The sequence below is a fragment of the Lysinibacillus sp. FSL P4-0201 genome (genome assembly GCF_038593425.1).
Taxonomy (GTDB): domain Bacteria; phylum Bacillota; class Bacilli; order Bacillales_A; family Planococcaceae; genus Lysinibacillus; species Lysinibacillus capsici.
This window is the reverse complement of record NZ_CP151995.1, coordinates 4,561,298-4,584,560: the sequence shown is the minus strand read 5'-3', so window position 1 is coordinate 4,584,560 and position 23,263 is coordinate 4,561,298. Positions and strand designations below refer to the sequence as shown.

The 23,263-nt window shown below is 35.3% G+C and carries 21 protein-coding genes; 6 read left to right on the top strand and 15 right to left on the bottom strand.

The annotated features are described in order from the left end of the window. Nucleotides 1-278 precede the first annotated feature (278 nt). The 7 genes from MKY76_RS23150 to MKY76_RS23120 form a co-directional block, all read right to left on the bottom strand. Nucleotides 279-938: a hypothetical protein gene (locus MKY76_RS23150; RefSeq protein WP_048395305.1), complete on the bottom strand. Its 660-nt coding sequence runs from the start codon at nucleotides 936-938 to the stop codon at nucleotides 279-281. Between the two features lie 144 nt (nucleotides 939-1,082). After that, entirely contained in the window at nucleotides 1,083-1,490 is a 408-nt protein-coding gene (locus tag MKY76_RS23145) for a MarR family transcriptional regulator (RefSeq protein WP_054548503.1), read from the bottom strand. Nucleotides 1,491-1,577: 87 nt separating this feature from the next. Next, nucleotides 1,578-2,609 carry an alpha/beta fold hydrolase gene (locus MKY76_RS23140; protein WP_342557207.1) on the bottom strand — a complete coding sequence of 344 codons (1,032 nt, stop codon included), beginning with the start codon at nucleotides 2,607-2,609 and terminating at the stop codon, nucleotides 1,578-1,580. A gap of 12 nt (nucleotides 2,610-2,621) precedes the next feature. Next, the gene (locus MKY76_RS23135) at nucleotides 2,622-3,278 is read right to left on the bottom strand and encodes a hypothetical protein (protein ID WP_048395458.1); all 657 of its coding nucleotides are present in this window, start codon (nucleotides 3,276-3,278) and stop codon (nucleotides 2,622-2,624) included. A gap of 2 nt (nucleotides 3,279-3,280) precedes the next feature. Beyond that, nucleotides 3,281-3,688 carry a permease prefix domain 1-containing protein gene (locus tag MKY76_RS23130; protein ID WP_048395459.1) on the bottom strand — a complete coding sequence of 136 codons (408 nt, stop codon included), beginning with the start codon at nucleotides 3,686-3,688 and terminating at the stop codon, nucleotides 3,281-3,283. Continuing rightward, nucleotides 3,685-4,014, bottom strand: coding sequence for a PadR family transcriptional regulator (locus tag MKY76_RS23125; RefSeq protein WP_004233468.1), 330 nt, complete (start codon nucleotides 4,012-4,014; stop codon nucleotides 3,685-3,687). The genes MKY76_RS23130 and MKY76_RS23125 overlap by 4 nt, the downstream gene beginning before the upstream one ends. Before the next feature lie 180 nt (nucleotides 4,015-4,194). Continuing rightward, entirely contained in the window at nucleotides 4,195-5,385 is a 1,191-nt protein-coding gene (locus tag MKY76_RS23120; protein WP_342557206.1) for a M14 family metallopeptidase, read from the bottom strand. A gap of 184 nt (nucleotides 5,386-5,569) precedes the next feature. Here MKY76_RS23120 and MKY76_RS23115 point away from each other — a divergent pair, with 184 nt between their 5' ends. Continuing rightward, a complete protein-coding gene (locus MKY76_RS23115) occupies nucleotides 5,570-8,311 on the top strand; it encodes an ATP-binding protein (protein WP_048395463.1) in 2,742 nt (913 codons plus the stop codon). Nucleotides 8,312-8,316: 5 nt separating this feature from the next. Continuing rightward, on the top strand, nucleotides 8,317-9,174 hold the full coding sequence (locus MKY76_RS23110; protein WP_279493495.1) for a protein-glutamate O-methyltransferase CheR: 858 nt from the start codon (nucleotides 8,317-8,319) through the stop codon (nucleotides 9,172-9,174). A 39-nt stretch (nucleotides 9,175-9,213) separates the two neighbouring features. Here the strand turns inward: MKY76_RS23110 and MKY76_RS23105 are convergent, their stop codons facing one another. Together MKY76_RS23105 and MKY76_RS23100 are read right to left on the bottom strand one after the other, a co-directional pair. Further along, nucleotides 9,214-10,362, bottom strand: coding sequence for a fused response regulator/phosphatase (locus MKY76_RS23105; protein ID WP_328023958.1), 1,149 nt, complete (start codon nucleotides 10,360-10,362; stop codon nucleotides 9,214-9,216). A gap of 150 nt (nucleotides 10,363-10,512) precedes the next feature. Next, nucleotides 10,513-11,520 (bottom strand): hypothetical protein, encoded by a 1,008-nt coding sequence (locus tag MKY76_RS23100; protein WP_279493491.1) that lies wholly within the window; start codon nucleotides 11,518-11,520, stop codon nucleotides 10,513-10,515. A gap of 127 nt (nucleotides 11,521-11,647) precedes the next feature. Here MKY76_RS23100 and MKY76_RS23095 point away from each other — a divergent pair, with 127 nt between their 5' ends. Then, nucleotides 11,648-12,907, top strand: coding sequence for a GNAT family N-acetyltransferase (locus MKY76_RS23095; protein ID WP_342557205.1), 1,260 nt, complete (start codon nucleotides 11,648-11,650; stop codon nucleotides 12,905-12,907). Between the two features lie 17 nt (nucleotides 12,908-12,924). Here the strand turns inward: MKY76_RS23095 and psiE are convergent, their stop codons facing one another. Then, a complete protein-coding gene (gene psiE, locus MKY76_RS23090; protein WP_054548510.1) occupies nucleotides 12,925-13,377 on the bottom strand; it encodes a phosphate-starvation-inducible protein PsiE in 453 nt (150 codons plus the stop codon). A gap of 206 nt (nucleotides 13,378-13,583) precedes the next feature. On the opposite strand from psiE, the gene MKY76_RS23085 reads away from it, so the two are divergent. Beyond that, entirely contained in the window at nucleotides 13,584-13,808 is a 225-nt protein-coding gene (locus MKY76_RS23085) for a hypothetical protein (protein WP_016992248.1), read from the top strand. 55 nt (nucleotides 13,809-13,863) lie between these two features. Here the strand turns inward: MKY76_RS23085 and MKY76_RS23080 are convergent, their stop codons facing one another. Both MKY76_RS23080 and guaC read right to left on the bottom strand, forming a co-directional pair. Beyond that, nucleotides 13,864-15,594, bottom strand: a complete 1,731-nt coding sequence (locus MKY76_RS23080) for a methyl-accepting chemotaxis protein (RefSeq protein ID WP_054548511.1) — start codon at nucleotides 15,592-15,594, stop codon at nucleotides 13,864-13,866. A 195-nt stretch (nucleotides 15,595-15,789) separates the two neighbouring features. Further along, nucleotides 15,790-16,773: a GMP reductase gene (guaC, locus tag MKY76_RS23075; protein ID WP_004233490.1), complete on the bottom strand. Its 984-nt coding sequence runs from the start codon at nucleotides 16,771-16,773 to the stop codon at nucleotides 15,790-15,792. A gap of 235 nt (nucleotides 16,774-17,008) precedes the next feature. Between guaC and MKY76_RS23070 the strand changes: the two genes are divergently transcribed. Continuing rightward, the gene (locus MKY76_RS23070; protein ID WP_016992246.1) at nucleotides 17,009-17,428 is read left to right on the top strand and encodes a VOC family protein; all 420 of its coding nucleotides are present in this window, start codon (nucleotides 17,009-17,011) and stop codon (nucleotides 17,426-17,428) included. A 61-nt stretch (nucleotides 17,429-17,489) separates the two neighbouring features. Here MKY76_RS23070 and MKY76_RS23065 read toward each other — a convergent pair whose 3' ends face one another. Together MKY76_RS23065 and MKY76_RS23060 are read right to left on the bottom strand one after the other, a co-directional pair. After that, the gene (locus MKY76_RS23065; RefSeq protein ID WP_342557204.1) at nucleotides 17,490-19,439 is read right to left on the bottom strand and encodes a methyl-accepting chemotaxis protein; all 1,950 of its coding nucleotides are present in this window, start codon (nucleotides 19,437-19,439) and stop codon (nucleotides 17,490-17,492) included. Nucleotides 19,440-19,718: 279 nt separating this feature from the next. After that, entirely contained in the window at nucleotides 19,719-21,668 is a 1,950-nt protein-coding gene (locus MKY76_RS23060; RefSeq protein ID WP_054548513.1) for a methyl-accepting chemotaxis protein, read from the bottom strand. Between the two features lie 225 nt (nucleotides 21,669-21,893). Between MKY76_RS23060 and MKY76_RS23055 the strand changes: the two genes are divergently transcribed. After that, nucleotides 21,894-22,274 (top strand): VOC family protein, encoded by a 381-nt coding sequence (locus MKY76_RS23055; protein WP_048395473.1) that lies wholly within the window; start codon nucleotides 21,894-21,896, stop codon nucleotides 22,272-22,274. A gap of 86 nt (nucleotides 22,275-22,360) precedes the next feature. On the opposite strand, the gene MKY76_RS23050 is transcribed toward MKY76_RS23055, so the two are convergent. Continuing rightward, the gene (locus tag MKY76_RS23050; protein ID WP_054548515.1) at nucleotides 22,361-23,107 is read right to left on the bottom strand and encodes a hypothetical protein; all 747 of its coding nucleotides are present in this window, start codon (nucleotides 23,105-23,107) and stop codon (nucleotides 22,361-22,363) included. Nucleotides 23,108-23,263: the final 156 nt, after the last annotated feature.

Genomic DNA, 23,263 nt, shown 5'->3' with positions numbered 1-23,263 from the left:
CTATATACGAAGAGTTGACAAACAAAAAACAATAGAACGTTTAATATATATGGCACAAAAGAACAACAGTAGGGCTATTAACAGGGCGAAGGGGATGCTGAACATAACAGGAAGTTCTACGCCATACCAAAGGCCCATTTTAATTTGATCCACTCCGAATGTTCGTAAAAAACCAGCGAGTATGGATAAGCCAGCGCTTAAAAGTAATCCAACATAAAGTACAGATAATACCACTAAAGCTAATGAGCAAAAAAAAGTCTTTAGCATTTTTAGAAGTATCATTCTTTTTCCCTCCGTATAATGTGGTGCACCTTTGAACTCGAAGCTATCGAATAATCATCCGTATAGTAAAGTGTCCCAATCACACTATTTTCCCCAACATGGACGACTTCCCCTTCCACAAACTCTGCATTCGTATTAGATAATTGTAGGTGTTTTCCACTAATTGTGTGACAGCGTAATATTTTTTTAAATAACGGAAGAAGGGTTATCCTATCCTTTTCTATTACCACATTTTCAGCCCTTAACCTGTCAATTCCGCTTTCTCCCGATAACTTCAAATGAAAGTGATGAGCGATTATTTCCGCAGCCTTGACTATTCCAATGGCATCAAATTGCTCGCTCTGTAATTTCTCTTCAACCATTAGCTTTCCAGAACTATTGATTTTTTGGATAAAACCATTACGTATTTTAATATTCCCGGCATTTGTAAGTTCTCCGATTTGGCAATAATCCTTTAACTTACACGAGCCAGTACTATTAAATATCTGCGCTGTAACTGGATAATAGAAGGAGCTATGACCATGAGTGGACACTTTTATTAAGTGTACTTCTTGTTGTAACGATACAGCGCCTCGAATGTTTAATTGTTCATAATCAGCATCCAAATGTTTAACGGTGCCATTCGTTTGTGTAAGGGTACGGAGTTTTTGAAACATAAAGTCACCTCATTATAATTTAATTAATATATATTTTAATAATTAAAATATATATTAATTAAATTATATGCTACTTCCATTTGTCAAGAACAAAAGCACTGCTTAAATTAAACAATAAAAAAAGGATTTCAATTTGTTGAAATCCTAAAAAATTTTATTCATTAATTGGTTTACTTCGCGTAAGATGTTGGCCATGTCTATGAGTTTATCCTGAGAAAACTTTAAAAAGATTTCTTGAACCTTCATGTCACCAATATTGGTTAAAGCCATTTTGACCACACGTCGATCATTATTTTCTCTAATTCTTTGTATGAGTTCGAGTTTTTCCAGTTTATCGCACATGGAAGTTACAGCTCCGGGTGTTACACTAAAGAATTCAGCAATTTCTGTTGCCTTCATCCCATTATTTATTTTTAGCTGTAGGAGTAATATTAATTGGTTTTGTGATAACGCCTCTCCTTCAGATAAAAGATCTACAAACATTTTCGACTTCTGCTGTATTTCCAGCATTTCTTTCATAATAATTTCTACATTGTTTAGATTTTCTGGCATATAATCACGTCCGCTAAAATATTTAATAATTAAATTATATAGCAATTAAATAAATGCTACCAAGTGTAGAATTACTTTAAGAAATATTTATTTTTTAAAAGTCGTACGCATCCATTCGAAAAATCTCTCTTTTTCTTCGAACTGGGGGTAGTGAGCAGATTGTTCATATGCTATGAATTCCTTTTTCTTCGCGATAATTTGGTCGAAGTACTTTTTAGCGCTATTCGATGATGTTTGATAATCATAATCCCCCATTACAAAATAGAAGGGAAGAGTCAGTGAATTGACTTTCGCAGGAAGTGGGGACTGCAAGACTTCGTTTACTAAGACTTCTTGCGATAGGGATATCCCCTTGCTATAGCGAATAATATCTAACAAATTATATTCGGTACTAAAAAGCATCCCTAACATATTTCCATCAGGGTTAGTAATAAGTCTTGTAGCTCCACCGTATTTGCTCACTAAATGACGAGGCGTAAATGTTTTACCACTACTAATTTCCTCCATTAATCTCTGTAAATGTGCAACATCCTCTGTGTTACTCTTAAGCTGAGCCTGTTTGATCGTAAAGTGTAAACTGTCCATCTCACTTTCAACGGTATTACTCATTTGACCAATCCCTACATAGGTCTCATATTTATCAGGAGCTTTAGCAGCTGCTTGTGTGGCAATATAGGTACCGTAGGAATGACCAATTAAGATAATTTTTTCTTTATCTAGATGATTAGCAATATAGTCAGTCAGTGCTAGTAAATCCTCCACAAGCAAATCAGATGAAAGATTTGAGTAGTCCTCAAAAAAATGATAAGACTTCCCACTAGCCCTTTGATCATAATTTACCACTGTAAATTCGGTTTCCAATAAATCTTGATATTTTTTAGCGTAGGGTATTTCAGAGCAACCTGGTCCGCCATGGACAAAGATGATGACAGGATTATTTTTGTTATGGCCCCGTATCATAATTTCATGGTCACTGCCGTTAATTTCTACCTGTTCTAGCGTACTGATGCTGTTCATGTCCTCTATAGATGATGTCCATGTTGGAAATACAAGTGCTAATAATAGTAAGGAGGTCATAATCAAGACAAGATATTTAATGAACTTTTTAATCCTTTTCATACAATACCTACTTTACATGCGTTTCATAAAGCTAGCATGATACATTTTTCTTTTATACACATAAAAATACATACTCAGAGGCCACCAAAGTGTAACAAAAATAGGGTAAATCGCCCATATAACGCTTGGTGAAGAAACAACATTTACTGTAATGAAAAAGATACTAATTAGTATCGTAGCTGTAACGGAGAATGCTACAAAGGTTTTTCGTTGCGCGTGATATAAAGCTAGAGGCCACCATATCACTAAAAAAGCAGGATAAATTGCCCAAGGATATTGAGGAGATACAATCATATTCAATATAGAGTAATAGATGATGGTAGAAGCACATCCAATTAGAGCTGTTTTTAACGTTTTTGCCTTTTCATCTAAGTACATGAGGATTGGCCACCAGATAATTGGATAAATCGCATAGACAAACCATAAATGATCTGGTGCGTAAATATAATTTTCAACTATTAGAAATGTAATAATTAAGGCACTACAAACAATTGAGTATTGTTTATACAATTTTTTAGCCATAAAGAATAACGTAATAGGCCAAAGCAGTAGCAATAAGCATGGATATACAAACCACATTGTTTGAGGAGATGTCGTATAATTAACAACCCCTAAAAAAATCATTGTCATCAAGCTCCCCGCTATAGAAAAGTTAATAAAGTTCCTCATGTTTATTCACCCCATTTCTTACGAGACCACACAAAGTACATCGATAAAGGCCACCAAAGAATGGCGAAAATCGGATAGATTGCCCAAATAGTATGTGGTGTGTAATAAAGATTAATAAAAATAAAAAATGCAATGATTAAGCCACTACCCCAAATTGAAAATTCTAAGTTTAATTTAGCCATGTTTTTCTTTGCTGGTTCTTTAACACCTAACTCTTGCTTTAAGTCTTCGATATCTCCAAATTCTACAATGGCTTTATTAATGGCATCCTCTTGTTCTTTACCTTGGTCCATCAAATAAAATACTTTTTCTTCAAGATTTTCAATGATTTCTTGTTTAACCATTTCCGTTTCGTTAGTTCGAGGAATGTCTTTAAAAAGCTCATCAATATGGTTTTTTATTCTTTTCATTCTAAGCCCTCCATAAATAAATCGATTATTTCCTTTACTTCCGACCATTCTTTCACTAGCTCATTTAAATAGGCCTTACCTAATGATGTAATACGGTAATACTTTCTTTTGCCTCCATGTGAGACATCTCCATAATAGGCTTCAATAATTTCTTTTTTTTCGAGACGTTGAAAAACTGCATACAAAGTTGCTTCCTTGATTTGAAACCGATTGTTTGTACGGAGACTTATTTCCTGAGAAATTTCGTAGCCATAACGGTCTTTTTCTGAAATTAACCGTAAAATAATCGAATCCAAATGTCCTCGGATAATATCACTGCGAACCATAAGTCACCTACTTTTTTTATTGCTCTATCTGTCAGAGTAATAGTAGCAAACATTACTCTGTCTGTCAAAGTAATTTATTTCCCTTTTTTTACAATGATGATGAGATTTTCAATAAAAAAACCCATTCGCTGAAAAGCCCAAAAGGACTATTTCATAGCGAATGGAGTTCGAGTACTCTTTTTACATATACAATGCAGCAAGGAAAATCCCTAAAGACTCCTCGTAAATGTCATCAAACTGGCTGATTGGTAAAGGATTTGTACCACTTCCTAATTCAACAGTGAAGCCTGGTCTACGCCAATCTTGAATAAACCAATCTTTATAACCAGCATAGCTTCCAGCAGATTGAACGGGCTCATAGCCACTTACTCTACTAAATTCATTTACAAGCACCTCTGATTCTGGGGGCTCTAGATTTTCAAAACCCCAATATATGACACGTCCCTGTGTATGAAAGGCTAATACTCTTGAAAAATCACGTTGCTTGGTCAAATCAGCCATTGCAATGGCTTCAGGTTCAGATAGTGGTCTTTCACCACCATAATCTCTTGGCCCTGGTGTTTTTGGATTACGGGCACTTTCAAGCTCCCATTTGGCAGGGAATTGGTCATTCAAATCAATTCCATGAATATTTGCTTTCCAGCCAGAAAAATCAGCGTTATCATTATTCCATGCAATTAGTTGATTTCTTAATGCTTCATCATTTGGTGGGCCTTGTATTACTAAATCTACGCCATCAGGATTTACCATAGGAACGATGGAAAGGAATGTTTGCTGATAAAGAGAAAATGGAGAAATTCCACGAATACTACTTTGATTGGTGAGGGCGAGCAAATAGTCATTTAAAAATGTTAGAATAATAGGTGTAGTAATCCATTCGTTTGCATGGAAGGAGCCATTATAGTGTACACGTTTTGCACCATGGCCAATCGACAGCTCAGGTAGCTCCTTCCCTAAAACGGAACTGCCAATGTTTGAGCTATGAAGAAAAGGATATGCATCAAGGAGCTTTCTGAGATCATTTATCATATGGGTATACGTGTAAGTTTGCTTACCTTCAACTAAACGCCATGTGATACGTTGGGGTATGCGAATTATTTGACCGATTTGTAATCGATTTGGATTGAGATCAGGATTAACAAGCAATAGGGCGACTAGGGGGAGGTTTCGGCTCTGGGCAATCTGCCAAAAAGAGTCTCCTTGTTTAATTTGATAGTTGTTGGTCACAAAACCAGGAATACGAACCCGTTGTCCAACTCTTAAAAATTGGGGGTTTATATTTTCATTAGAATCTAAAATGAGTTGAAGAGGAATTTTAAATACCTTACTGAAATGCCAAAGTGAATCTCCTGGTCTTACGATAATATCCACATGTTTTCTCTCCTTAATTAGAAATGGTTCAATATAAAATGTATATGAAAAATACAGAGACTTATTGATACAAAATCAGCAAAATTTCTTTATGATGAATCTAAAATAGGAGAAAATGAGTTATTTTTACATGTATACTAGTAATCATACTAAAGTAAAAGAAAGGTAAAGGTAGGAAAACCAAATGTTAAATAGATTAAAATTGGGTATACGCTCAAAGATTTCATTAGGTTATATCGTAATCATTCTTTGCCTACTTGCGACGGTTGTCATATTAAATAATCAAATTACATCTTTGCAGAAGGAAAGAAATTTTATTATTAAGTACGATTCCAATGTTCTAACTTTAACGAATGAAATTGAAAAATATATTTTGGATATGGAATCAAGTCAGCGGGCTTTCATCATTACGGGTAAGCAGAGTTATCTGGAACCCTATGATAATGCAGCTGAAAATTGGAAAATAGATTTTAATGAACTCTATCAACAAATGAAAGATAAACCAGCTCAGCAGGACAAACTTAAAGAGATAGAGGAAACAATTGAACATTGGGTTGCAACGTCAGGCGAACCAACTATTCAATATAAAAAGGATAATAATGTAGAAGCATTAAATGATTTTTTTAAAGTGGATAATGGTCGTCAGGATATGGAAAAAATGCGCAAATTATTCGATTCATTCCGTGCCACTGAAAATGCTTATACACAGGCAAAGGCAAGTCAGTTAGATAAGCAAAATAGTAAATTAACTAGTGCTCTATTTGGGATCTTAATTTTAGTTTCTACAATAGCTATTGCTATCGCTAGTGGCATTTCCCGTTCAATTGTAAAAACGATAACGGAAGTAACACAAACAATTCAAGAAATAGCAGCTACAAAAGGTGATTTTACAAGAAGAATCCATGTGAATACAAACGATGAAGTGAATGAACTTGCTAATGCAACGAATACGCTTTTAGAGTCCGTCGAAAAGAGGGAATGGCTACAAAGCAATGTAGCTGAAATCGTGACAAATTATCAAGGTATTTCAGCAATTACAAAATTAGCGGAGACCTTCCTATCAGAAGTAGCACAGAAAACCCAAGCATCCCTTGGCGCATTTTATGTTCGGGAAGTAACAGAGAACCAAGTACAGTTTGTGAAAAAGGCTGCTTTTGCTGACACGGATGATTGTGTTGGCATGGAGAGTTTCAAAATAGGACAAGGGTTAATCGGTCAATGTGCATTAGAAAAGAGAGTGCTATTCTATGATAATATTCCGAGAGACTATCGTTTAATCAAAACGGGATTAGGTGAAATTAGACCACAAAATATTTTATTGATTCCTGTCATTTTTGAAAATGAAGTTATAGCGGTTGTTGAAATAGCAACAATGGCTAAATTCAGTAAGTTACAGCAAGAATTAGTGAGACAGGTTACTGAAACCTTTGGACTAACAGTTAATAGTGTTTTAGGGCGTATGGAAATTGTACGTCTATTGAATGAATCTAGAGCAATGACAGAGGAATTACAGGTCCAATCAGAGGAGCTTCAAACACAATCAGAGGAATTACAAATGCAGACAGAAGAGCTGACTATGATTAATGAGCAGCTTGAGGAACGCACGAAAGAGGCAGAGTCCAAATCAAGAGAGCTAGAGAAAGCGAAGAAGGAATTAGAAGAAAGTGCAGAGCAGCTTATCCTTAACTCTAATTACAAATCCGAATTTTTAGCGAATATGTCACATGAATTAAGAACACCTTTAAACAGCATATTAATATTATCTGAAATGCTAGCAGAAAATAGCCAACACAACCTAACAGACGAGGAAGCAGAGTTTGCTAAAGTTATTCATTCTTCAGGAGAGGACTTGCTAGCTCTAATCAATGACATATTAGATTTATCTAAAGTGGAGGCCGGGAAGCTTGATATTATTTTTAATGAAGTGAATATGAGCGAAGTACCTGTACAAATTGAACATACCTTTGCGCCAGTTGCGAGGAAGAAAAACTTAGCATTCCATATTTCAAAGGCAGATCATGTAGTGGATGTATTCTATACGGATGAGAAGAGATTTCAGCAAATCTTAAAGAATTTATTATCGAATGCCTTTAAATTTACTGAGCAGGGATCTGTCACATTAGACATTAACCAGCTTACACCTCAACAACTAACAAACAATATGCAGGATATAAGTACGGATTGGTTAGAAATTACTGTTTCAGATACAGGAATAGGTATTCCAAAAGACAAACACCAGCTAATTTTTGAATCATTCCAACAAGCAGATGGAGCTACGGTCCGAAAATATGGTGGAACGGGTCTTGGTCTTTCTATTTGTAAGGAATTTGCAAAATTACTTGGTGGATGGATTACATTACAAAGTACTGAAGGACAAGGTAGTAGCTTTACGTTAACGATTCCGAGTCTACCAAATGGAATTGAAGAGGAGCATTGCCAAAAGCTTGCCATGAACGAAGTGGCAGTGACGACGGTGGAAGAGGAACAAATCAAAGAGCAGCCAGTAGCAATGGAAGAAGCCCTTCAACATGAGGTTGAGGTGTTTCAAGGGAAAAATATTTTAATAGTTGATGATGATAACCGTAATATTTATGCGTTGAAAACGGCATTAGAAAAAAGAGGCATGCATATTCTAGTTGCCAAAGATGGACTAGAATGTTTAGAGGTCTTGCAGGCTAATCCAGATATCGATCTTGTTCTGATGGATATAATGATGCCTAATATGGATGGCTATGAAGCAATGACTATTATTCGTCAGCAAATGAAACGTATCGATTTGCCAATCATTGCATTGACTGCTAAAGCGATGAAAAATGACCGTGATAAATCATTGCAGGCAGGTGCATCTGATTATATTAGTAAGCCATTAAATTTAGATCAATTAATATCAGTTTTAAGAGTATGGTTAGTTTCTAAGGGGAGTTAATGAACATGGAACAACAATTTCAGCCTTTGGAGCAAAATATACAATTAAATAAGCATACAAATTTAGAAATTGATTTGTTACTAGAAGCTATTTATCGTTTATCGGGTTATGATTTTCGGCAATATAATCGTTCATCCATTTCACGCAGAATCTACAATAGGATGGGAATAAATAACATCTCAACGATTTCACGTGTACAAGAAAAGGTCATTCATGATAAAGAATTTTTAGAGCAGATATTAAACGATTTTTCGATAAATGTAACAGAGATGTTCCGCAACCCAAGCTTTTTTAAGGCCTTTCGTGAAACGGTCATCCCTGTTTTACGAGAATATCCAGAAATCCGTATTTGGCATGCAGGCTGTGCAACAGGTGAAGAAGTATATTCTATGGCTATCTTGCTTCAAGAAGAGGGGCTAATAGAGAGATCTGTAATTTATGCAACAGATATGAACGAGCAAGTATTAGAAAAAGCTAAGAAGGGGGCCTTTCCAATTCATAAAATGCAGGCATATACAAAAAACTATATGCTTGCTGGAGGTGCCCATGCTTTTTCAGAATACTATCAAACAGATTATCAATATGCTTACTTTCATCCAACATTATTGAAAAATATTATTTTTGCTCAACATAATTTAGTAACAGATCATTCATTTAATGAATTTCATGTTGTTCTGTGCAGAAATGTTCTTATTTATTTTTCACCTAAGCTTCAGAGCCAGGTACATCAATTATTTTATGAAAGTCTAAGTGACAAAGGTTTTTTATGCTTAGGGGATAAAGAAACATTACGATTTGAAGAGGTTATTTCAAAGTATAAGGAGATTTCTGGAAACGAAAGAATTTATCAAAAAATGTATTAATGAGTAAGAGGCTATCTTTAACGGATAGCCTCTGCTTTTTTATATAGTATTAGTGCTAGCTTGAATCATTAAAACACACATGTCATCAGGCTGATTCTCTTGTTTATCCTTAGGCAAAAGGTTATCGATTAGGCATTGTGAATAATCCCACTTTGAGGATGTTAGCGTTTGCAAATGCTTTTCTGATTCTAATTCACAGGGTCCCATTGCCTCTAATACACCGTCTGTAAATAACACGATTTGAATGTCATGCTCATATTGAATATATTGCTTTTTCACTTTTATTTCATCGAAGAAACCGACTGCACAGCTACCCTGATCTAATGGAATACATGTTTTTTCATCGATTAGTGCATATCCAGGAGGATGGCCAGCATTTATGTACTCGACTGTTTTTTGCTCTGTATCAATGATTAAATAAATCGCTGTAAAATAATAAAGATTATTCTCTTTCCCATCTTGTAATAGCGTCATATAACGATTCAGTTCTTGGATGACAAGTTCAGGTTCCACCAATTGCTTAACCGCCTCTCTTAGAACAGAGGAGATGAACATACAAACCAACGCTGCAGATATACCGTGACCCATCATATCCAATAATATAATGGCATAACGATGATCGTCTATTTTGTACCAATAATACATATCTCCTGCCAAATTAGAGGATGGTAAATAAGAAACTTCAATACGGATGTCCCTCTCATTTAACGGTGGGCTAAGAAGACTCCTTTGTACATGGGTTGCTAAATCTAGTTCATATTGTATTTTCTTTTCATGCTGTGTGTGCCAGTCTAATTCTGCCTTTAAACGTAAGGCAACACGCATTCTGGCAAGCAACTCTGTTTTATTAATTGGTTTAGTAATATAATCTACACCACCAATGTCTAGGGCTTCTGCCAGTTTGTTTTTATCCTCGAGTGCTGTAACAAAAATGATTTGAATATCTTTTAATCTCTCATTTTGCTTAATGCGTTTGCAGGCCTCAATACCATCTACTTCCGGCATCATAATATCTAACAAAATTAAATCTACTGAATTTCCTGTCGGATTGGGTGAATCTAATTGTAAATAATCAAATAGCTCATAAGCAGATGAAAGAGAAACACAGTTATCATAACCTGCATTTTTTAGTATTTTCTCAATGACAAATAAATTGACTTGATTGTCATCTACTAGAAGAATGGTCATAGTACTTTCCCCTTACTCTGATTGAATTGTGCAGATTATTTTTCACATATATAAAATACTTTCAACTTTATCATTATACAAAACATCAGAGAATAAAGGTATTTTGGCGATTTGATTGTATGGTTTACTAGGTATATGAAAAGAAGGGCGTTATATTTTCGCTTTTTTAAATCCTTGGTAGATATCAAATACATTTGCTAAAACAGCAATAATCATACTGACAAGTAGGATTTTATCAATAGTGAAGGCAACTTTAGCTGAGGTTGTTTCTGTAATAGCCGCAATATAAGGTATAGAGGCGCTGTGAATAAAATCTTGGTGTATCGCTATTAAAATAAACACAATTGTTCCTACACTTTGAAGTAGTGCATTAGTGATGGCGATAGGCATTGTCCACTGTCCTGCACGCCATTTTAATAAGGTTAAAGTTAGGCTTAGGATAATACATAGTAAGACCATGGGAACAAACGATTGTAAAGTATTTTGATTAAAGATAGGCATAACAAATTTCAAGCTGCCGTTGTCATTCGTTGTATAAATACCTAAAAGACGATAGGCATTCCAGTAAACAAAAGAAAAAATAAGTATTCCTAAAAGGCTAAAAATCGTATCACTTATAGGAATGATTTTATCTTTGGGAATCTTTTTAATTTGTATTAAATCATCAGGTGACCATGGCTTGGTATCTCTCAGAAAAGGGATCGAAAGCTTTTCAGCCCCAGAACGGTCCTTAATGATAAAAATAACCGTAACCCAAAACAAAACGTGAAATAACACAGCAATAATTGCAACAATCATCCCTACAAATGCTGTAATAATGGTTGTGAGAAGTGCTTCTTCTCCAGAATAGAGAACCATCTTCTCTATTATTTGAACAATGATCGTAATAAGAATTGCCCAAGGAATAATTAGCTTGATGGTTCTTGTATATTGTTCAAAATTCTTTGGACCAATTAAAAAGTGGGGAGTATCCTGATAGCGTGCAGCAACTTCTGAAGGGCTTCCAAGCTTCTTAATTACTTCCTTCACCTCAGATTCTGTATATTGCTCTGGCAACATATCCTCAATAGTAGCCTTTAGTTCAACCTTGATTATCTCACGTTTATTTTTATGTAGCCTTTTAGTCACTTCGTGAATATATGAATCAATTAAAGTCATACATTTTCCTCCTTTAATCATTTTCAGTACTCATTAATTAGTCGTGGTAATATATGTTATTATGGGGTATAAAAATTAATATGAAAAATTCGTGAACAACATGCAACAATTTGAAAATGGAGGGGACATGATGAGGGTTGTAGAGAAATTATTAAAAGAGCAAGATTTTGTAGCCTTTGTGAATATCGTTGTAGGAGCGTATCCAGGAAGATTGAATGGAACACAAATAACAAAAGAACAGCTGAAAAAGCTCTTTATGCAAAATCAGAGCAATGATGAATCTCTTCATTATTATGGACTTTGGGAAAATGACAAACTCATTGGTGGTATGCGACTACATGACTTTCAAATGAATCTGTTCTCTAAAATGCTACCAATTGGTGGGGTAGGACTTGTTGCAGTTGATTTATTACATAAAAAAGAGAAGGCTGCAAAAGAATTAATCCAACATTTCTTTAACATCTTTTTAGAAAAAAATATTCATTTTTTGGCCTTGTATCCGTTTAGACCAGATTTTTATAAAAAAATGGGTTTTGGCTATGGACCGAAAATCTATCAATACTTGGTAGAGCCTTCAAGCTTCCCGAAAGGACCAACCAAAAAGCACCTTAAATATTTGACAGTTGAAGATCAACAACAGCTAGTAGATTGCTACAACAGGGTAGTAGCAAAAAAACATGGGATGTTTCTTAAAACACAATCGGAACTATCTTTTATTTTTAATAATCCAGATAACTATGTGATTGCAATGGAACAGGAAGGTACAGTTCAGGGCTATATTGCCTTTTCTTTTAATAAACAAAGCGATAGTAATTTTATGCTAAATAATTTGGTCATTAAGGAGTGGATCTATGAAACTCCGGAGGCTTTGCTAGAGCTTAGTACATTTTTAAACAGTCAAGCAGATCAAGTAAACCGAATCGAATGGAATACACAAGAAGAAAATGTCCATTTCTTTTTAGAGGATGTAAGAAATGGCACAAATCATTTAATTCCAAGTGTCTATCACGCAAGTGCCGTGTCAGGAATTGGTCTAATGTACCGTATCATTAATGTGAAGGGCTTTTTTGATGAGCTACTAACACGCAATTTTAACGGTGTCACTTTGACCTTTAAATTGAATGTTATGGATTCGTTACTGGCAAAAAATAATCAGCAACTTATTGTTGAGGCTGTTAATGGTACAATTAAAATGCTAGAAAGTGATAGCTATGATGTTGAAGTAACGATAGATGTAGCTGAGCTTTCATCACTAGTAATGGGCGTAGTAACGGTCCAAGAGCTATTTATGCTGAGTCGAATACAGATTAGTGATAATCAGTATTTACAGGCTTTACAGCAATTCTTCTATGTGTTTGAAAAGCCCACATGTATATCTGCATTTTAGAATGGGCGTGAGGTCTTTTAATCTTTTTTAATGAGAATGGAAGAACGTGTTGGCCTTTCAAGTGGCGTTATATTAATAATAAAGTAGCTTATGATTAGTATGAGGATAATTAATGAATAAATTAACGTATTTAGAGGATGATCATGCTCCACAATAATTAGTCGAATCATTGCTGTGATACCTATATAGATAAAATAGCGAAGTGGAAAATGGTAATCCTCCTTAAAGTATTTAATGATCATTGTGATGAATTCGAAATATAAAAAGAAAATAAGAATATTGGCAAGGAATAGTTTATAATCACCATCTTCCTTAGCGAATAGTAATATTTTAAGAAATTCAATTAGCTCCTTAAATAATAAAAAACAGAGAATCAGTGCTAATAGTACAAGGCAAACATTGAGAAAGAGCTGTAGAGATTTTGGCACAGCTTTAATGAGCTGTAAATAAGTCGTATTTTTTTGCTTCATCCAATTCCTCCAATCGGTTTTGTAAATACATCATCATATGGTCGAGTAGTAGTGTTTTATGATATAAATATAACAATTTGTCGTAAATCTTTTCTTAGTATTTTGTAAAGTTTTGGTATATTTTAATGAAAGAAAGTTTTCAAAATAATTTAGTGGTATGCTAAAATAGATGTGCATGAATATAAAATATAAAAGGGGTTTTTAAAATGGCAAAATCTGCAAAAACTGATGCGAAAATTACACCAGAACGTTTAGAAGAAGCGTTAAATGTTCGTGATCGACTTATTATCGAGCTACTGGTACAAGTACTTGATGAAAAGCTAGTAATTGAGCGTCCTGTATTACGTGAACGTCTAGGGAACCTTGTAGATCTTGCAGATCACGATGCAGAGCTTAAGGAAACAATCCACGCAGTAATTAACAAACTATAATGTAAAAGAGGAATGCTACGGATATGCGTAGCATTCTTTTTTATATAGTATTTTATCATGTAAAGCGTTCTACCAAGTCGTACATGCGCTCTGCCTCTGTATGAAGCTCCATAGAGGAGTGCATGATAGATGTCACTGCTGACTTTTGTTCGTCAATAGAAGCGTTAATTTGTTCGGTAGCTGCGGCAGATTGTGTAGCGACACTTGCTATTTCATTGATGGCGTTCATCACGACTATTCGATTTTCCGCCATGTCATTCATTCCTTTGTCTAAAGAAACAAGGTGCTTTGTAATGCCATGAATGGAGTCTGCTAGGAAAGTAAAGGCTCCCTTTACTTCCGTAATCGACATGGCCTGATTTTGTGACAGTTGGAGCGTGTGTATCATTTTTGAATCTGAATTAGCGGTATCGACCTCAATGCGCTGTAATAGGTTTCTAACCCGATTAGTAGCTTCATTCGTATCCTCAGATAAATGACGGACTTCCTCAGCTACGACAGCAAACCCTTTGCCATGTTCACCTGCACGGGCTGCTTCAATACTTGCATTTAGTGCTAAAAGATTTGTTTGTTCAGAAATGGATGTAATTGTTTGTACGACTTGATGAATTTCTTTCATTTGGCTTGTCAAACTTGAGAAAGTTGTTCTTAATTCCTCAATCACTTGCGTAAACTCACTTGAATTTTGAAGTAATACATCGACTTTTTGTCTACCGTTTTCTTGTGATTGATTAATGATATTCATATTTTCTGTAATCTCACTATATTTATCTGTAGCATTTGAGATAAGTGAGGACAGTGTTTCTACTTTACTAATGGCCATTTCTGCTTCCTCAGCTTGTACTACAGCTCCCTTAGATATATCATTGATGGCTTGATGAATTTCATCAGCAGAAGCAGTCGTCTCCTCAGTAATAGCACTCAGCATTTCTGAAGAAACGCGCATTTGGGACGCACTATCTTTTGTATTGTTGACCATTTCGTGTAAGCTATGTTTCATATTATTCACGTTACTAGCTAGTATACCTAGTTCATCTTCTGTAGTAACAGGTATGTCATCACCAGTTAGCTTGCCTTTAGCAATATCAGATGTAATGACCATAATTTTTCGTATATAGGTTGTCATTCGTCCAGAGAAGAACCAGAAGAGTGATACACCAATAATCGTTGCAAGGATGGTCATGCCTAGTGTGTAGTATAAAACGTTATTCGTACCTGCATTAAAGTCCATTTCGTATGTACCAGCTGCTATAATCCAGCCCCAATGCTTGTCCTTTTCTACATACGTTATCTTAGGCGCAACGATTTCAGGATTTGAGGGAAGGGCCCAATCATAACGTACATATCCTCCTCCAGCATTTGCTGCTTCAATCATTTCTCGTACAAAATAGCGCCCATCCTCTGTTTGTAAATCTGAAATATTTTGTCCTTCTAGGGATGGATGAGTTTCAACCATACCACTATCTTGGAAAGCATAGAAATAAAAATTATCACCATATTTAACAGGATTATCAATGGATCTTTTGTTATCTTCAATTTTATTACCAACGATCTGTGTTCTAGCACTTTCCTGAGCTTCTTCTAGCGTTAATTTCCCATTTTGAACTTGAGTATCTAATTGTGCAATTAGTTCAAGTATGCCAAGTGTGCCATTTTTAAGACTATCTCGACCTACCTGATCGAGTTCTCCTTTCACCACCATATAATTGACGGTTCCAACTAGTCCTGTTGATAGTAGAATAACTATAATAGCAAGACTAACAAGTTTATTACGTACTGATTTCATAAGATACAACCCCCGTTCCTTCATTCCTTCAATATAGTTCTATTATAATATATAATTTTTTAATAAAATAGAAAATTCTGAAAATAAATACGGTATTTTAAGTGAAATAGGTCCAAAAAAATCACCCCAATCAAGAGTAAAAAGCAGCTCTTAATTGGGGTGATGTTGAAGCATAATATAGCAGGTTTACATCGATTAATACACTTTATCTCCATTGAAAATAGAGTTCTTTACGATTACATAATCAACATTGCGAATAGCCTCTAGCTTTGTGCCACCAGCATATGAAATAGATGACTGTAAATCTTGTTGCATCTCGATTAATGTATCTTTGATGCTACCTTTATGTTCAACGTACATTTTCTTACCTTCGACGTTTTTACGTTCACCTTTTTGGAATTCAGAAGCAGAGCCGAAGTATTCCTTCACTGTTCTACCCTCGATTTCGATTGTTTCACCAGGTGACTCTTCATGACCAGCGAATAATGAACCGATCATTACCATTGAAGCACCAAAACGTACAGATTTAGCGATATCTCCATGTGTACGAATGCCACCATCAGCAATAATTGGTTTTGTAGCAGCCTTTGCACACCAACGTAGTGCAGCTAGTTGCCAGCCGCCAGTACCAAAACCTGTTTTGATTTTAGTAATACATACTTTACCTGGTCCAATCCCAACTTTTGTTGCATCTGCACCAGCATTTTCAAGCTCGCGCACCGCTTCAGGTGTTCCTACATTACCTGCGATAACAAAGCTTTTTGGTAAATGCTTTTTAATATGCTGAATCATACGAATAACAGCATTTGAATGACCATGTGCAATATCAATTGTAATAAAATCAGGTACCAAATTAGCAGCTGCTAATTCTTCAATAAATGTATATTCCTCTTCTTTTACACCAACGCTAATAGAAGCAATTAAGCCATTTCCTTGCATTTCTAGAATAAAGTTTCGACGAGTTTCTGGTTGGAAACGGTGCATGATGTAAAAGTAACCGTTTTCAGCAAGTTTCTTTGCAAGATTTTCATCGATAATTGTTTGCATATTTGCAGGTACTACTGGAAGTTTAAAAGTGTGACCACCTAAAGTAACAGAAGTATCACATTCTGAACGACTTTCTACAATACATTTTGCGGGAATTAGTTGAATATCCTCATAGTCAAATACGTTATCCATTATATACACTCCTAAAATACGAATATTTTTTAAGATTTAATTTAAATTGTTCGCCATTTGGTAATTTACATGATTTTTGAGTAAATGTCAAAGCTTTTGTGAAAATAAATAAAAAATTTAAAAAGAAAGGAGACAACTTACTTTGAAGATGAAATATTCTAGTTATAATTTGTGTTATGTTTTGTAATCCATGTACAATAGAATTGTTTCAAAAAATGACAAAGGAGTGTTGAAAATGGCAGTAGAGGTTTATTTGAATTTTAATGGAAATTGTCGAGAGGCAGTTGCGTTTTACGAAGACGTTTTTAATACGGACAAGGCTGAAATTATGACGTTTGGAGAGACACCACAAAATCCAGACTATCCATTACCAGAAGAAGCAAAAGATCTTGTCATGCATACACGACTTATTGTATTCGGTAGTAGAATTATGTTCTCAGATACATTTCCAGGCATGCCATTTTCCACAGGGAATAATGTCACATTAGCTGTTGTATCCGATGATGAAGAGCAAATGCGTCAAGCATTTGATAAGCTTAAAGAAGGTGGTAACGTGAGAATGGAGCTTCAAGAAACATTTTGGAGCAAATGTTACGGCTCACTTACAGACAAATTTGGCGTTGAATGGCAATTTAGCCATGAGGTAAATGAATAATTAAATAACAAGATAAAAGCACGATGATAGGGCTAAACCAAGTATCATCGTGCTTTCTTATTTAGTAATTAAAACGATCTACATAGCCTTGTAATTCATCTGCCATATCAAGCAATGTTTTAGCAGAAGAGGCGATTTCCTGCATGGAAGATAATGTTTGTTCCGTTGAAGCGGCAACCTCTTCAGATGCAGCTGCGTTTAGTTTTGCATGATCTGACAGTTCAATAGCAGTAGCGGATACCTCCTCTACAACGGCAGACATTTCTTGTGCTGAAGCTGATATATCCTCCATTTTAGGAGCAATTTCTCGAAGACTTCCAACGATACTTATAAATTTCTTTTTCGTATCCTCGGATAGCTGTAAACCTTCTTGAACGTCTGCAGAAGCTTTCGTCATCGTTTGTACAGATTTAGCAGTATCTTGTTGTATGCCAGTAATCAGAGTAGAAATTTGCTCTGCTGATTGATGAGATTGCTCCGCTAATTTACGTACTTCATCTGCTACAACTGCAAAGCCTTTACCGTGTTCACCTGCTCGTGCTGCTTCAATAGCAGCATTAAGAGCAAGAAGGTTTGTTTGGTCTGAAATAGCGCTAATAATTTCTATAATGGAGCCAATTTCTTTTGTACGATCAAATAGGGATTTAATCATCGTATCGGATTGAGCCACAGAATCATGAATGGATACCATTTGATTAACAGTGTGCTCAACAGATTGACTACCTTCTTCCGCTAATTGGATGGCCTGGCTGGATAGGTCTGAAACTTGTAGGGCACTATCTGCTACCTCTACAACACCTTTTGCAATTTCCTCAATAGAAACAGCATTTTGATCGATTCCTGTTGTTTGTTTTTCCGTACTAATCGCTACCTGTTGCATAGCCTCTGTCACTTGCTCAGATGCAGCGATATTTTGCTCAGCATTCGCTGAAAGACCTTGTGCCGAGGTTTGAACATGTTGTGAGCTTTGATCAACATTGCGGATCAGTCTTTTTAAGCTAACTTTCATTGAGACAAATGCTTCAGCAAGCTGTCCTATTTCATCTTTGGTATGAATATCAATATACTCTGTCAAATCACCTTCACTAATTTTAAGAGCACTTTGCTGTAGTTGTTTAATTGGGTTAACAATAGATTTAATCATTGAGAGCATAAAGATAATACCAACAATAATAGAAATACCAATAATAAGTAATGTAATAGTAAAGGTTGAGGTAGCAGCGTTAGTAGCCTCTGCAATGAACATTGTACCAATTATCTTCCAGCCTGTGATTTCATTTGTTTCAAAGCGTAAATGACGGTCACCTTCAGTAATAATACCTTCCTGCTTTTCGTAAACTTTTGAAACATAATCTTCTGTTGCCTCTGTGCCGCTTTCCTTATCTTTTTGAGCAATATATAACTTATTATTATCTAACAGAGAGGCAAAGCCCGTTTCTCCGATACGTGTTTGATCTGTCAGTGCACTTAGAAGAGAGATATTTAAATCTAAGGCAATTACGCCAGAATCATCAGGAAGAGCTTGCATAACTGTTACAACGATGTTATTTGTTGATTTTGAGATATATGGAGAAGTGATGGATACATGCCCTTTATTATCCATGGCTTCTATATACCAAGGACGTTTACGAGGATCATAATCACTTGCATAGTCATGGACAGGTTCATCAATGATTCGCCCATCAGCAGTCCCTATATATACTAGCTCCACTTCTGGGTGTGTATTTACATATTCCTGAAAAAGACCTTTTAATTCAGCTTTTTTATCATCTTGTAAATAAGACTGATTTATTTTCTTGGCAAAATATTCGATATCATGAACTCTAGGAGCAATTGTATTGGTAATATTACTATTAAGCATACGCACACTTTCCTTGGCGCTTGCTTGCTGCTCTTCGAGTATTTGATTTTTGGTACTTTTAAAGGAGGTATACCCGATTAAAAGTGCGGGAATGAGAAGTATGACTAAAAATGCAAAGATGAGTTTCTTTCTTAAACTAATTCGTTTCATATAGTATTCCTCCTTAAACGACATTATTGAAGTGTAATAGAATTAACTACGAGATGGGTTATATTACACTAGTAGACTCCTAAGTCGTTCAAATGTTTAATCTGATTCTAAGAGGAAAATGAATAATAATCAACACAATTTTCTGAAAAATCTGGAAAATAAAGTTATGCAACGCTATTATTTGTAGAAAAATATCTTATTTTGTAATTTCCTATCTTTTTGGAATAGAAAAAATCTGAGTTCAATACTATCGTGAACTCAGATCTAGCAGTTAAATAATTAATATTTAAAACGATTAACATAACCCTGCAATTCATCCGCCATATCAAGTAGGGTTTTGGCAGACGAAGCCATATCTTGCATAGAAGATAAAGTTTGTTCCGTGGAAGCAGCAACTTCTTCTGTAGCAGCAGCATTTAATTTTGCGTGATCGGAAAGTTCAATAGCAGTCGCTGAAACTTCTTCTACAACGGCAGACATTTCTTGAGCAGATGCTGAAATATCCTCCATTTTCGGCGCGATGTTTCGAAGACTTTCGATAATGCTCGCGAATTTTCTACTTGTTTCTTCTGTCAATTGTAAGCCCTCTTGAACATCTGTCGACGCTTTGACCATTGTCTCTACAGATTTTGCCGTATCTTGCTGAATAGTAGTTATAAGCGCAGAAATTTGCTCTGCTGATTGATGAGATTGCTCTGCTAATTTGCGTACTTCATCTGCCACTACCGCGAAGCCTTTGCCATGTTCTCCTGCTCTAGCAGCTTCTATAGCTGCATTAAGCGCTAGTAAATTCGTTTGATCTGATATAGCACTAATCATTTCTAAAATGGACCCAATTTCTTTCGTGCGATCATACAGTGCTTTAATCATTGTATCTGATTGCGTTACAGAATTATGGATAGAATTCATTTGCTGTACCGTTTGTTTGACAGATTGTCCACCTTCTTCTGCCAATTGGATAGCATGACTAGATAGGTCAGAAACCTGCATGGAACTGTCTGCCACTTCAACAACGCCCTTAGCAATTTCTTCAACTGAAATGGCATTCTGATCAATACCTGTTGTTTGTTTTTCTGTACTAATTGCCATTTGGTGCATGGCATCGGCAACTTGCTCTGAGGCAGCGATGTTTTGTTCTGCATTAGCAGATAAATTTTGAGCGGCTGTTTGGACATGTTGTGAGCTTTGATCAACATTTCGAATTAATTTTTTTAAGCTCACCTTCATAGAGATAAAGGCTTCTCCAAGCTGACCTATTTCATCTTTAGAATGGATTTCAATAAACTCCGTTAAATTACCGTCACTAATTTTTAATGCGCTTTGCTTCAATTGATTAATTGGGTTAACAATAGACTTTATCATAAAGAGCATGAAAATAACGCCAACGAGAATGGAAACAATAATGATAATTAAATTTATATTCAATGTGGATGCTGCAGCTTTTGCAGCTTCCGCAGTAAACATTGTACCAATTACCTTCCAACCCGTTAACTCATTCGTAACAAATTGTAAGTGACGGTCTTTTTCAATGATAGTACCGCTTTCCTGCTCATAAATTTTTGTTATGTAGCTTTCCGTTGCCTCTGTACCACTTTCTTTATCTGGCTGAGCAATGTAAATTTTATTGTTATCTAAAAGAGAAGCGAAGCCCGTTTCTCCAATACGAATATTATTCGTAATGTCACTTAATGTAGAAATATTTAGATCTAATCCTAATACGCCAGAACCATCCGGTAATGCCTGAGTAATTGTGATGACAATGTCACCTGTAGATTGTGTAACATATGGTGCAGTAATTGAGGTCTTCCCATTATTAGCTAAAGCCTGCTTATACCAAGGTCTTGTCCGAGGGTCGAAGCCATCAGGATACTCTTGAACAGGCTGATCAAACAGTTTGCCTTCAGCAGTTCCAATATATATCAGATCTACTTCAGGGTGCATGTTGACATATTCACTTAATAATGACTTCAGTTCTAAAATGCTCTCATCTTGAAAGTAAGTTTCACTAAATTTCTGTGAAAAATATTGTACATCTTTCAATTTAGGTTCAATCATGTTTGTAATATTGGAATTTAGAATGCGTACACTTTCAGTCGCACTTGCGCGTTGCTCCTCTGAAATTTGCTGTTCAGCACTTTGGTAAGATACTATTCCAATCAAGAGTGTTGGGATGAGAAGCATGGCTAAAAACGAAAAAATAAGCTTTTTTCTTAAACTTAGTTGTTTCAATTGTATTATCCTCACATAATATTTTATTCTATACTTTTCCCTTAAAGGTAAATAATACTCATTCTATCAGAAATAAAATAAAAGTTAAGTACTTTGAATTAATTATTTCTTAGTAATGTATATCATTATCAGTTGTTTGAAATTTCCCTAAATTGATGGCGTTAGAAGCTATATAAAGCTGCTTTTTGATGTATACTAATGCTCAAAAGAGGAGGGAATGAAGTCATGATTCATCAAATAGGACAAGTAATGTTATATGTTAATGATCAAGATGCAATTGTTAAGTTTTGGACAGAAAAAGTGGGGTTTGTGGTTATTTCTGAACAGGAAGAGGCAGGCATGCGCTGGATTGAAATTGCACCAACTAAGGAAGCTCAAACATCCTTTGTGCTTCATAACAAAGAAATTATTGCTAAAATGCAACCTGATCTAAATTTAGGAACACCTTCTATTATGTTTTACGCTGATAAAATTGAAGAGATGTACCAAGATTTTCAGGCAAAGGGCGTAAAAGTAGGAGATCTAGTCATGATGCCAATGGGTAGGGTTTTTAACTTTGCTGACCCTGAAAATAACTACTTTGCCTTGGTTGAAAAGAAAAAATAAATAACGGAATCTGCTTGTTTTTTGTTAGAGTTAAGTAAAAATGAGCAGATTCCTGTTTTAGATTATTTAATAGCTAGATTTGTCGTCTATGATAAATCCTCACCAAAAATACCAACCGTTTGTCGATCTATTACAAATTCATGGCCATTCCATTTTAAAATATTTTCTACATAGCCTAATCCATCAGCATGATATCTACCTGCAATTTCTTGATATCCTAAAATTTCATACGTTCCATCTCGGTCGTAATCAACAGGATATAGTCCTCCAAAAGGATCTACCCAGCCTTCAATCGGTTGCTTTAAGGTGCCATCTGGATTATAAATTTCAGCTAAGTAGTCGGTTCCTTTATACTGTAAATCAATTGTGTATTTAATAGCAGGATTAAAACTCTGAACAACAGCCTTATAATGATCTACATAATTGACCTTATATTTAAGTTTATTATTAAAAGATTCTGCATCAAAGATGGAACGAACTTGATTGTTGATGGAGGAAAAAATCTCACCATTTACAATTCCGCCGCTACCTCCTGTATCAGACACAACCAGAATATCCTCAATATGATTACCAGTAAAATCGCCCAAGAAAATAGTCGGATTATAGCCCATATTTTGTTTCAATGGAATTTGCTCCATTTGTCTTGTTTGACCATAAAAAATAGACAGTGTTAGATTTCTCCAGAAAGGACTATCAGGCTGTTTAGTGCCCATTAAAAAAATGGTTTCAAAAAAACCATCCCCGTTAATATCTCCAAACTTAGTTTGAATAACTTGTGGAGCCGAATGGGTTATGATTCCACCGTTTAGTGGCGAATTTAAATTATTGGTCATATATGCACCTCTTTCATTAGTCTTAGCATATGTTGTAAGAAAAGCTTGGTGCATAAATTAAAGGTAAAAGTTGAAACTTTGTAATACATATTAAACTTACAAAAAAACTTGAATTTCACCCATTGACATTTTCTAATGCGAAAAGTATTATAAGTG

What these genes read in the sequence shown, in the direction of transcription:
- MKY76_RS23150 (WP_048395305.1), bottom strand. Translation starts at nt 938, where the DNA reads ATGTTTCAAAAACTCCGTACCCTTACACAAACGAATGGCACCGTTAAA.
- MKY76_RS23145 (WP_054548503.1), bottom strand. Translation starts at nt 1,490, where the DNA reads ATGCCAGAAAATCTAAACAATGTAGAAATTATTATGAAAGAAATGCTG.
- MKY76_RS23140 (WP_342557207.1), bottom strand. Translation starts at nt 2,609, where the DNA reads ATGAAAAGGATTAAAAAGTTCATTAAATATCTTGTCTTGATTATGACC.
- MKY76_RS23135 (WP_048395458.1), bottom strand. Translation starts at nt 3,278, where the DNA reads ATGAGGAACTTTATTAACTTTTCTATAGCGGGGAGCTTGATGACAATG.
- MKY76_RS23130 (WP_048395459.1), bottom strand. Translation starts at nt 3,688, where the DNA reads ATGAAAAGAATAAAAAACCATATTGATGAGCTTTTTAAAGACATTCCT.
- MKY76_RS23125 (WP_004233468.1), bottom strand. Translation starts at nt 4,014, where the DNA reads ATGGTTCGCAGTGATATTATCCGAGGACATTTGGATTCGATTATTTTA.
- MKY76_RS23115 (WP_048395463.1), top strand. Translation starts at nt 5,570, where the DNA reads ATGTTAAATAGATTAAAATTGGGTATACGCTCAAAGATTTCATTAGGT.
- MKY76_RS23110 (WP_279493495.1), top strand. Translation starts at nt 8,317, where the DNA reads ATGGAACAACAATTTCAGCCTTTGGAGCAAAATATACAATTAAATAAG.
- MKY76_RS23105 (WP_328023958.1), bottom strand. Translation starts at nt 10,362, where the DNA reads ATGACCATTCTTCTAGTAGATGACAATCAAGTCAATTTATTTGTCATT.
- MKY76_RS23100 (WP_279493491.1), bottom strand. Translation starts at nt 11,520, where the DNA reads ATGACTTTAATTGATTCATATATTCACGAAGTGACTAAAAGGCTACAT.
- MKY76_RS23095 (WP_342557205.1), top strand. Translation starts at nt 11,648, where the DNA reads ATGATGAGGGTTGTAGAGAAATTATTAAAAGAGCAAGATTTTGTAGCC.
- psiE (WP_054548510.1), bottom strand. Translation starts at nt 13,377, where the DNA reads ATGAAGCAAAAAAATACGACTTATTTACAGCTCATTAAAGCTGTGCCA.
- MKY76_RS23085 (WP_016992248.1), top strand. Translation starts at nt 13,584, where the DNA reads ATGGCAAAATCTGCAAAAACTGATGCGAAAATTACACCAGAACGTTTA.
- MKY76_RS23080 (WP_054548511.1), bottom strand. Translation starts at nt 15,594, where the DNA reads ATGAAATCAGTACGTAATAAACTTGTTAGTCTTGCTATTATAGTTATT.
- guaC (WP_004233490.1), bottom strand. Translation starts at nt 16,773, where the DNA reads ATGGATAACGTATTTGACTATGAGGATATTCAACTAATTCCCGCAAAA.
- MKY76_RS23070 (WP_016992246.1), top strand. Translation starts at nt 17,009, where the DNA reads ATGGCAGTAGAGGTTTATTTGAATTTTAATGGAAATTGTCGAGAGGCA.
- MKY76_RS23065 (WP_342557204.1), bottom strand. Translation starts at nt 19,439, where the DNA reads ATGAAACGAATTAGTTTAAGAAAGAAACTCATCTTTGCATTTTTAGTC.
- MKY76_RS23055 (WP_048395473.1), top strand. Translation starts at nt 21,894, where the DNA reads ATGATTCATCAAATAGGACAAGTAATGTTATATGTTAATGATCAAGAT.
- MKY76_RS23050 (WP_054548515.1), bottom strand. Translation starts at nt 23,107, where the DNA reads ATGACCAATAATTTAAATTCGCCACTAAACGGTGGAATCATAACCCAT.